The organism is uncultured Albimonas sp., assembly GCF_963977235.1.
Taxonomy (GTDB): Bacteria; Pseudomonadota; Alphaproteobacteria; order Rhodobacterales; family Rhodobacteraceae; genus Albimonas.
Window position 1 is genome coordinate 41,492 of record NZ_CAXBOD010000035.1, and the last position, 9,205, is coordinate 50,696.

The 9,205-nt window shown below is 67.3% G+C and carries 9 protein-coding genes; 3 read left to right on the plus strand and 6 right to left on the minus strand.

The window, feature by feature from the left end; translation table 11 throughout:
• Window positions 1-34 precede the first annotated feature (34 nt).
• Entirely contained in the window at window positions 35-454 is a 420-nt protein-coding gene (locus tag AAC134_RS15590; RefSeq protein ID WP_339950036.1) for a hypothetical protein, read from the plus strand.
• Window positions 455-1,186: 732 nt separating this feature from the next.
• On the opposite strand, the gene AAC134_RS15595 is transcribed toward AAC134_RS15590, so the two are convergent.
• The 5 genes from AAC134_RS15595 to AAC134_RS15615 all read right to left on the minus strand — a co-directional run bounded on the left by AAC134_RS15595 (window position 1,187) and on the right by AAC134_RS15615 (window position 5,335).
• The gene (locus AAC134_RS15595) at window positions 1,187-3,931 is read right to left on the minus strand and encodes a DUF3987 domain-containing protein (protein WP_339950037.1); all 2,745 of its coding nucleotides are present in this window, start codon (window positions 3,929-3,931) and stop codon (window positions 1,187-1,189) included.
• A gap of 220 nt (window positions 3,932-4,151) precedes the next feature.
• Complete coding sequence (locus AAC134_RS15600) at window positions 4,152-4,334, minus strand: hypothetical protein (RefSeq protein WP_339950038.1); 183 nt, start codon at window positions 4,332-4,334, stop codon at window positions 4,152-4,154.
• Window positions 4,335-4,406: 72 nt separating this feature from the next.
• Window positions 4,407-4,586, minus strand: coding sequence for a hypothetical protein (locus tag AAC134_RS15605; protein ID WP_339950039.1), 180 nt, complete (start codon window positions 4,584-4,586; stop codon window positions 4,407-4,409).
• A gap of 227 nt (window positions 4,587-4,813) precedes the next feature.
• Entirely contained in the window at window positions 4,814-5,044 is a 231-nt protein-coding gene (locus AAC134_RS15610) for a hypothetical protein (protein ID WP_339950040.1), read from the minus strand.
• A gap of 90 nt (window positions 5,045-5,134) precedes the next feature.
• A complete protein-coding gene (locus AAC134_RS15615; RefSeq protein WP_339950041.1) occupies window positions 5,135-5,335 on the minus strand; it encodes a helix-turn-helix domain-containing protein in 201 nt (66 codons plus the stop codon).
• 136 nt (window positions 5,336-5,471) lie between these two features.
• Here AAC134_RS15615 and AAC134_RS15620 point away from each other — a divergent pair, with 136 nt between their 5' ends.
• Together AAC134_RS15620 and AAC134_RS15625 are read left to right on the plus strand one after the other, a co-directional pair.
• Window positions 5,472-6,041: a hypothetical protein gene (locus tag AAC134_RS15620; RefSeq protein ID WP_339950042.1), complete on the plus strand. Its 570-nt coding sequence runs from the start codon at window positions 5,472-5,474 to the stop codon at window positions 6,039-6,041.
• The gene (locus AAC134_RS15625) at window positions 6,038-7,168 is read left to right on the plus strand and encodes a site-specific integrase (protein ID WP_339950043.1); all 1,131 of its coding nucleotides are present in this window, start codon (window positions 6,038-6,040) and stop codon (window positions 7,166-7,168) included. Before AAC134_RS15620 ends, AAC134_RS15625 begins: the two co-directional genes overlap by 4 nt.
• A 14-nt stretch (window positions 7,169-7,182) precedes the next feature.
• Here the strand turns inward: AAC134_RS15625 and mauJ are convergent, their stop codons facing one another.
• Entirely contained in the window at window positions 7,183-8,445 is a 1,263-nt protein-coding gene (gene mauJ / locus AAC134_RS15630) for a methylamine utilization protein MauJ (protein WP_339950044.1), read from the minus strand.
• Window positions 8,446-9,205: the final 760 nt, after the last annotated feature.

Genomic DNA, 9,205 nt, shown 5'->3' on the forward strand with positions numbered 1-9,205 from the left:
GCAACAAGTCCTGCGCTTCCGGATGCCAGAGCAAGTGAGCCAGCATGAACGGGTCGAGGTCCGGGTTTACGCGTGCGCGTCGACGGCTCGCGAATGTCATGCCACCGCGCGGTCCCTCGACGATCTCCGTCAGCCCGCACCAGTGCGGAGCGACCGCCTCCGCCGCGTCGAGATGACGGGTAGCAATGACGAGCGTGAGTTTCTGAAGGGTACTCGTGTAAACTGCGAGTTGGCGCGGCAGGCGGTCGAGCGTATCGCCGACACTCTTAATTTCATAGCCGTGCAAGTAACCGTTGAAAACGGCCAAATCAATGCGACTTTGGGCATGGGCAAGCCCAAGTTCGTCAATCATCAAGACATCATGCCGTCCATCATGGTGTCGAAGATGACGCGTCCTCAGCGCGGTTCGAATCGTGCGCTCGCGATTTGCTCTGAGGGCTCCCACCGCCGCTGATCCCCTTTCTCGCCGGAGGCTATATCAAACACAGGACGCAATCCCCGTCGAGAGCTCCGTTTCGAGTGTGGTGCTACGCCATGCCGCGCGGCAGCAAAAAGCAATGCCGTCGGTATCGGCTTTGGGCCGATCACGCCTGAGTGGCGGCATTAGCGAGTGACCCCAATTCCCGCCAAGCACCTCCTGCGTGGAAGCCCCTCGCATACTCCTTTGGGAGGCCCTTCCAGACGGGGCAAGGGCAGCAGCCCGCGCTGACGCGCTGACGCGCTGACGCAGCGAGACGGGCAGGAGCGTGGCGGCGAGGTCACGGGCTGCGGTGGGCGAGGTCGAGCATGGGGCGAAGATCTCCCGCAACTCGGCTGTCTTCGCTAAGTAGACGTCCCGTTCTGGACCTAGAGCGACCTCGGCAAGGATCACGCCATCGATCACGTCGAACAGGTCGCAGGGCTGGGAGTCCTCCGGCAGTTCGCCGAGCGGCGTGGAAGCTCTTTGGCAGCGGCCCAATAGACGCCCTGCAGCCGTTCTGCCAGGGGGGCGGGATTTGTCTCCATTGTCTCTATACGTGTGAATCGTAGATATATCTCCTCTCTCTCTTGATTCATATATACGCCCCCCCCCCCGTTTCCTTGCGCATTTTGCGACAAATCAGGGGTCCGCCGGCAAGCTCGCGATGATGTTGACTCGGACAACGTGATGGAGGGGGAAGACCCATCCATGTTGAATCCGAGCGGATCACGACGGTCCGCGCCGCATGGCATCCATCCATTCCAGCGCCTCGCGGTAGTTCGCCAGATCGGCCTTGAACCGCTCGGCCACGCCCCGCGGCAGGTGCCACGCCTTCGCCCGGCCGCGGGCGTCGGTCATCAGCATGGCGTCGGGCTTCAGCCAGCCGGTCACTTCCAGCAGGGCGACGATCGGGTAGATCTCGTCGAAGGACTTGCGCAGCACGCTCGGCCCGGAGCGGGTCAGGTCGCGCCGCGTGAATCGGTTCCGGCCCTCCGCGTCCTGTTCCAGCAGCCAGCCCGCGACGCGGCGCACCGCGTCCCGCCCGCCGCCGACATGCGCGGTCAGGACGAACAGGTGCGGCAGGAGCCAGTCGCGATGGAGCCGCACCGCCCGCGCCAGGGTCTCGACGCTCACGGTCGCAGGAGGCGGGGGCGCGACCAGTGAGGCGCGCTGCACCGGATCGGCCCCATCCAGCCAGTCCTCGGCCCAGTCGAACAAGTGCATGATCAGCGTCAGCTTCATGATCACCGGCATGCCCTTGGCGATGATCTCGCCTTCCTTCCCCGGCGATCCGATCTTCACCAGCAGCGCGGCCCGCTCCTGGTTCTCCACCTCGACCCGATCCAGCAGCGCCTGCGCCTCGCCGTCGAGGCTGTAGGCCGCCGCCCGCCAGCGGCTGACCGCGACCATCACCTGCCCGAGGCGGGCCACCAGCTCGTCGCCGTTCGGCCCTCCTTCCATCAGCCGCGGCGGCTTCCGACGCATCCGGCCGACGGTGATGCAGAACCGATGCAGGAACCCGTCGCGCAACAGGCCGTGCTTTTCCTCCAACTCGCGCAGCACGTCGATCTGAATGGTGCCGCCCAGGCCGAAGTTCCAGCGCGGCGCGGTGATGATCTCGGGTGCGCGCTTCCCCTTCTGGCCTGACCGCACGAAGGTCTTGGGGCCGCCGGCGCCGATCCCCTGCAGGATGTCCTTCTGGGCGGTGCTGTCGCTGCTGTAGGCCCGCAGGGACACGAGGATCGACGCCAGCTCGTCGGACATGATGTCCGGCGTTACGTCCGCCTGCCCCGGCGCGGCGAGCGTGTCGCGCACCCCTTCGATGGTCATTCCGGAGATCTGCACCACGACCGGCCCCGGCGCGTTCTCGGCCACGTAGTCGGCGGCCTTGGCGCCCTCCAGGCCCATGCGCTTCGCCTCGCTCTGCGCCTGCTTCCTCCGCTGAAGCCAGAGCCGGCGCAGGTCCGCGGCCACCGCCTCGTGCGCGGGCTCGGCCACATCCTCGATCGCGAAACTCTTGCCCGAGCTGGGCGGCGCCACAGTGGCGGCGAACAGGTTCGGCGGCCTTCTGAGGGTGAGGGCGCCCATCGGCGCCTCGATGATCGTGCCGGCCTTCGGGGTGGTGCTCATCGCCTGCAAGATCGGCAGCGCGGTCAATGACGGGTCGATGCCGCCGCTGTCCTCGGCCACCAGGGCGATGCGCTCGACGAACCGCGGCAGCACGCCGTCTGGCGGAGGCGGGCCGCCGGCGTCGTCCGAAAACACGTCGTCGACCTCCATCGCCTCCGCGAGGCGCCCCAGCCGCTCCACCGCCGCCCGGGGGGTCTCTCCCGGCTTCATCAGGGCCCGGAAGGCCAGATCGGTCACGATGTCCTCGGGCAGGCCGTCCAGCTCCTCCTCGTCGTCTAGCACGTCCTGCGGGGGCGAGGCCCCTGCGGGCGCAGGAGGGGCCTCCTGGGCCGCCACAAGCCGCCGCAGGGCGTCCATGTCCACGGGCGCCGGAGCTGCGGCCCAGGCGGGCAGATCGGAGAGCAGCGAGCCCAGCGCCTTGCCCATGTCCGCGTCGGGGCCGAAGTGCTTGAGGACCACGAAGTCGACAACGTCATGCGCCCGCACGCCGAACACCGGCTTTTCGAGGTTCAGCGGATCGTCGGCGTGATGGATCGCCACCCGCTCGACGCCGTCCTCGCCCTCCAGGATCACGCAGCCGGGCTTGCCGGATTTCGAGTAGGGGGAGAGCCAGCGGTCCGGGTCGCTCGTGGGCGTGTAGCCCATGACCTCCAGGACCTCGCGCAGCGGGCGAATACGGTGCCGGAGGCCGGTCGCGAGCTGGTTGTCCGACTTCGCGCCGGCGCGGCGCTTCTGCGCCTCCGCCAGCGCCTCCCGCCGCGCCTCGACCAGCTTCTGCGCCTCCGCCAGCGCGGCGGCCGGGTTGTAGCAGGCGCCCTCGACGACGATCAGTTCGGCGTCGTCGATCCCCTCGGGGGGAGCAGAAGGCAGGAAGAAGAACGATTCCGCGGCGAACTTGGTGACGTCGACCACCACGTCCAGTTCGAGGTCGTGAGCGATCGCCTGCATCATCTCGATGTCGACGTCGCGGTCGAAGTCTTTGCCGTCCGGCAGCACGCAGCCGGCCATGTTCATCGCGACCCGATAGCGCGGCTTCTCCGGCGTGTGGTGGTAGGTGGTCCAGAGCACGCCGCCCAGGCCGCGCGCCCGCAGCCGGTCGGCGAACTCCGACGGCGTCGGCGGGATCGTGGTGAACTTGTTCAGGAACTCGACGTCGAACACCAGCCCGGTGCGGCCGACGATCTCCGCGTTCCGCCTGTAGTCGTTGTAGAAGATCGCGGCCGAGAAACCGGGATTGCCGAACTTGTCGCCCACCGGGACGTGCCGGAGCGAGCGCAGGTCGATCACGCCCTGCTCGCCACTAGGGCGGTTCTCGGCCTGCTGAAGGAGGCCGGCGATCATGAGTTCCGCCCGAGCGGGCGGAGTCGTCAGGTCCTTGGGAGCCACGTATGCGCTTCCTTCGTTGCGCGGCGGCCCTGCAAACGCTACCCCTAGCAGGTCATCACCAGACCTCGGGGGTGCCCGGCTCAGGCTCGACCAGACTTCGATTCCCGGCCCGCTCCTGCGCCAACAGGACGGGCCGATCTCTTTCGGGGTCATGGTTCCGAAGGTGTTGTCCGGGTTAACCTAGCAGCCCCGCGACCCTCGCGTACCGTTCCGCGATCGCGCTCGTCATGGCCGGCAGCAGGAGCCGGAAGCCTTCCGCCGGGCTGCGCGCGAGCACCAGTTCGGTCGCCATGCTCAGCGCGAACCAGGTCTCGGCCGCCACGTCCTCGGGCATGCTGAGCGGCGCGGCCACGAGCATCGGCTTGCCCAGGCCGACGGCCAGCCCGATCTCGGCGAGCGTGCCATAGGCCTCGCTGAAGTCCGCGTCGGCCTAGGCGAATACCAGGTCGCTCGCCTCGATCCAGGAGCGGCAGAGATTCACGACGTCCTTCCGCGGAATGCCCAGATCGGCGGACCCCACCATGGGCATGACGTCGAACGGCGCGCCGCCGTCCACGGCCAGCGCGTGCTGCCCCGGCCCGAACGCCGAAGGGCCATGCTCGCACTGCATGAAGAACGGCCCGTTGACCTCGATCCGCTTGCCCGGCGCCAGCAGGCCGTCGAGGATGTCGGCGCGGATGAACTCCGCCTCGCCCCCGCAGGCCGCCGTCGTGCAGGCGTCGCCCGCCCACGAGACGCAGCCATCGCTCGTGCGCCTGTCCTCCGGCAGACCTCGCGGAGCGCCAGCAGGTCGACCAGCGCTTCGGTCTCCACCGACCGGGGGGCGTCGGCCGCCGATCAGACGTCATAGGCCTGAAAGGCGTCCCGCAGAGCCTGGCGCAGGACGTCGTGGTCCTGGCGCTGGGCCGCGGCTGCGATCTCGCCCAGGGCCGGCGCCAGGTCGGTCCAGGTGTCGAACAGGCCGGTCGCTGCGGCCTCGGCCATGGCGAAGGCGTCGTCGCTGCTGCCCTCGGTCCGCGCGGCGGCCGTCCTGCGCAGCCCGTCGTGAAAGTCGGTTTCGATGCCCATGGTGGGGTTCTCCTGCGCCGGGACATGAGGGGCCGTTCCCGCGCCGGCGCGCCCGCGGGTTCGGATCGGATCGGGATCTCGGGGATGGGATCAGTCGGCGGGCTGCTGCTCGCCCTGCGCGATGAGCTCGTCGACGCTCGCGGTCTCGATGCGGATCAGCCGCGTGCCGATCTTCCGGCCGCGCAGCAGGCCCTCCTTGTAGTAGCGCCGCACGGTCACCGGCGAGATGTCGAGCATGTCGGCCGCCTCGTTGGGCGTCACGGTGGCGGGGCGCGGATTCACGTCGGTCATGGGCCGGGGTCTCCTGTCTGATCTGTATGTGTTTCGTTTTCTGCAAAACGATCACAACGCAAACAATAATTGCGAGCAATCCTGATTCGCACTACATGATCGTTGTGAGCGAAATGATCGAAAGTAGGTGTGAAACATGGGCAGGACCGACACGGCGGAGGCGCTGCGGGCGCTGATCGGGATGGACGAGTCCTCGTCTAGGCGGCGGGCGGCGTGGTGGCACCTGGGCCTGTTCGTCGGCGGCCCCGATGCAGGCGCGCCTGGATCGGCCGCCAGGCTGGCGCTGGACGCCGCGGTGGGGCCTGTAGCTCACGACGTAGAGGCGGGGCTGCTGGGGCGACTCCTGATCGCCTGCGGGGCGCTGCGCGAGGCCTATGTGCAGGTCGACGCCGGCGACTGGGCGGTGGACCCCGCCCGGCTCCCCCAGCATGTCGGCCGCCTGCCCGGCCTCGTGCCCGAGCTGGTGCGGATGCAGATCGACGAGCGGGGCAGATGGTCGGTGGCGACGCCCGAGGACGTCGAGCCGCTGCTGGGCCGGATCGTGGTGGACGGGATCGAGGCGGCCGTGGGCGGCCTGCCCGTCCGGGCCTGCCTGCATTGCGGCTCGATCTTCGTGGGCGCGCGGAGGGACGCGATCTTCTGCTCGACCCGGTGCAGATCGGGATCGAACACGCGGCGCCACCGGGCGCGGGAGAAGTCGTCATGAGCATCGAGAGATACACCACCGCCGGCGGCAAGGTGCGGTGGCGGGCGGAGCACAAGAGCACGTCGCGCACCGGGAAGAAGAACCGGATCTCGCGCTCCTTCGACACGAAGGCGGAGGCGAAAGGCTGGCTGGCGAACCAGACGGTCAACGCCGGCGCGGGCGGCCAGCTCGCGAAGGGCACGCTGGGGAGCTACCTGCGCGGCTGGCTGTCCGCCCGCGAGACCTCGGGCGCGATCAGGCCGAACACCTTGTCGGGCTACAGGGGCAAGGTGGAGACCTGCATCAAGAGCATCGGCCACGTCCAGATGCACCGGCTTGCGGTCGAGGACGTCGAGGCATGGCTGGGCGACCTCGCCGGGCGCGGCCTGGCGCCCAGCACCATCAGCCAGAGCCGGGCGATCCTGCACAAGGCGCTGAAGGATGCGGTGCGCAAGCGGCTGCTGCCCTACAACCCCGTCGAGGGGGCGGAGGGGCCGAAGGTAGCGGCCCGCCCGCGGCCGAAGACGGACACGATGGAGAACGCGCGGAAGTTCCTCGCGGCCATGGACGCGACGGGGGACGGCCCGTTGTTCCGCCTCATGGCGATGACCGGGATGCGCCGCTCGGAGGCCGGGGCGCTCGCATGGGCCGCGGTGGACCTCGACGGCGCGGCCCTGCGGGTCGAGCGCACGTTGATGCGGGTGAGCGGGAACGGGACGTCCTCGTGGGTGTTCGGCGCGCCGAAGTCGCGGACCTCGCGCCGGCGCATCCCCCTGCCCCCGGCGGCGGTGGAGCTGCTGCGCGCGCGTCTGGTGCAGGTGAAGCGGGACAAGCTCGCGGCCGGGCGCGCATGGGAGAACCACGACCTCGTCTTCTGCGACCCCTACGGCGCGCCGTTGAAGCTCGATGCGGTATCGGCCCGCGCCCGGCGGATGCGGGCGAAACTGGGCCTGCCCGAGGGCGTGCAGGGGGTGCATGGCCTGCGTCACCTGTTCGGCACGATGCAGAACAAGTCGGGGACCGACGTGAAGACCCTGCAGACGCTGCTGGGCCATTCCCGCGCCTCGACCACGCTGGACCTCTACGTCGAGGCGGACGACGACCTCGCCGCGGCGGCGGCGGCCCGGATCGGCGACCTGCTGGGCTGATGAGCCCGGCAGGTCTAGGACGCTTCGCCCTGCCCGTTCTGATCAAGCACCTCGCGGAACAGTTCTTCCCATCCACCCTGGGAGCCGCTCCGAACCGCCTCCCTCACGAGCGGCATATCCGTCGCCAGCACGCCCACGAGAACGTTGTCCTTGATTTCGCGCGCATTGTTGGCGATGCGCGTGATCATCTCACGGTGCTCGCCGTGGCGATATGAGAAGGCGCGAAGCTGATCGTATTGCGCGTGTGTCATGCGCAGAACCGTCGGCGAAGCACTTTGCGGCGGCCCAGGCAACTCGAATTTTACTGAAAACCCTTTGAAGTCGAGATCGAAGTTGCCGAAGTCGTCTGCCGGGACGACTGTCCGCGCGTGGGCGACAGCGGTCATGTTGGAGCGCACATATGTCGATGGAACGCCTACAAGTAGGCCCTCCTCAGTAAGTTCGCGCGGGAACTGCTTCAACAGCGCAAGCCAGAGCAGTCTACCCAGAACGTCGACGACATGCGGATCAGACTCGGCAAAAGACGCCTCGATTTCGCGGAGAGTAGCGCCGTGCATCAGGCGATTTCGGGTGTCGTCGAGCATCGCGACAGTCTCGTCGGTGCAATCTGGATCGGTCATTCGCATCAAAGCGTGGATCGCCTGCTTGGCGTAGGGCCGGTGAACAGGGTGTTTTTCACACGTCTCGCAGTAGAGCGCGGACTGGCAGTGTGGGCACCGATCATTCACCCTTGCGGTGGGCTTCTGATACTCCGCAACAATCTCAAGCGCGAACCAGAAGTAGGTGAACTGATCATCCGGAGCGGAGGCGTCCACCCCTAGCCGATACCATCTGAGCGCGCGCTCGATCGCCGGCGGAGCCTCCCACTCCAACAGGCGCTCGATGGACGTCAGGTGATCCGCTGTCAGAGCCGGCTGTGGATCGCTATACTCGACCTTGTCGGCCCACATGAGGACGTCCCTCATTCCGTCCGCTCCCGGCTCATCGGTCACCACGATCTGGCGTATCCGGTGTCGTCGAAGCCCCGCGCCGGTGGCCAGCGCCAGCATGTTGAGGCACACAACCATCAAGTCCTCGGATGCGGACTTAGCATCCTCCAGGTCTTCGTCCTCGAAGTATAGGTGCAACGATAGCAAAAAAGGCACCGTGAACACAGATCGCGGGATATTCTTTATTCTCGCCCTGAATTCACCTCTCGGACACGAAATTTCAAGTATTTCGTCGTCAGACGTGACTGATATATCCGAACCAATCTCGTAGTTCGCAACAAAATGCATGACGTTCTCCAATCCGGATCAAGGGCAGCATTCCAGTCGACGCCGCCGTTGTAGAAGCAACGCGGCGTTGCCTCGTTGCCAAGCGCAAGTTTCGACACAACCAGGCTCGAACACAAGGGGAACACGGCTTGCTCCATGGGGCCGCCATGGGGCCGGATGGCTGATCGGCGCGAGCCGTAAGAGCATCACGAGCGCAAAGCCGAAACCTACAGGTCTGATTTTGATCGTTAAAATCGGCCTGCGCGTTGTGTCGGATCGGCGTGCGCGCTACCCGACGGATTGCAAATCCGTGTACACTGGTTCGATTCCGGTCGTCGCCTCCACCCCTCAGCCACACCGACCGGCGCGATTGCGCAAGGCGTTTCGGACCTGGCGCTCGAGACTGGACCCGGTGTCGGCGCGCGGCTGTCCCCGCAAGATGTTCTGCATTGCAATCAGCGGCTTTCGAGGCGACGGCCGCACCGCTTGATCCCCGCGAAGCAGGGGGGAGGCTCTGCCGAGTCGCGCAGGAGAGCCGGCGATGCCGAGCCTGGCGACCGCCCCCGAAGCCGTCATCGCCGTCGACCGGCGCCCCCCGTCGTCGTCGATCCCGGGCCGACCTCGGGGAGGGCGTGGGCCCGCCGCCGCCAGCCCCCTCGCAGAGAAGACCGAGATCGGACGCACCCATCTTGACGGGAGCCATGGCTCATCGTACCTAGCCAGCGTCGCGGGTGTAGCTCAATGGTAGAGCAGAAGCTTCCCAAGCTTACGACGAGGGTTC

What these genes read in the sequence shown, in the direction of transcription:
- AAC134_RS15600 (WP_339950038.1), bottom strand. Translation starts at nt 4,334, where the DNA reads ATGCTCGTGGCCGCGCCGCTCAGCATGCCCGAGGACGTGGCGGCCGAG.
- AAC134_RS15615 (WP_339950041.1), bottom strand. Translation starts at nt 5,335, where the DNA reads ATGACCGACGTGAATCCGCGCCCCGCCACCGTGACGCCCAACGAGGCG.
- AAC134_RS15620 (WP_339950042.1), top strand. Translation starts at nt 5,472, where the DNA reads ATGGGCAGGACCGACACGGCGGAGGCGCTGCGGGCGCTGATCGGGATG.
- AAC134_RS15610 (WP_339950040.1), bottom strand. Translation starts at nt 5,044, where the DNA reads ATGGGCATCGAAACCGACTTTCACGACGGGCTGCGCAGGACGGCCGCC.
- AAC134_RS15625 (WP_339950043.1), top strand. Translation starts at nt 6,038, where the DNA reads ATGAGCATCGAGAGATACACCACCGCCGGCGGCAAGGTGCGGTGGCGG.
- AAC134_RS15605 (WP_339950039.1), bottom strand. Translation starts at nt 4,586, where the DNA reads ATGCAGTGCGAGCATGGCCCTTCGGCGTTCGGGCCGGGGCAGCACGCG.
- AAC134_RS15595 (WP_339950037.1), bottom strand. Translation starts at nt 3,931, where the DNA reads ATGATCGCCGGCCTCCTTCAGCAGGCCGAGAACCGCCCTAGTGGCGAG.
- mauJ (WP_339950044.1), bottom strand. Translation starts at nt 8,445, where the DNA reads ATGCATTTTGTTGCGAACTACGAGATTGGTTCGGATATATCAGTCACG.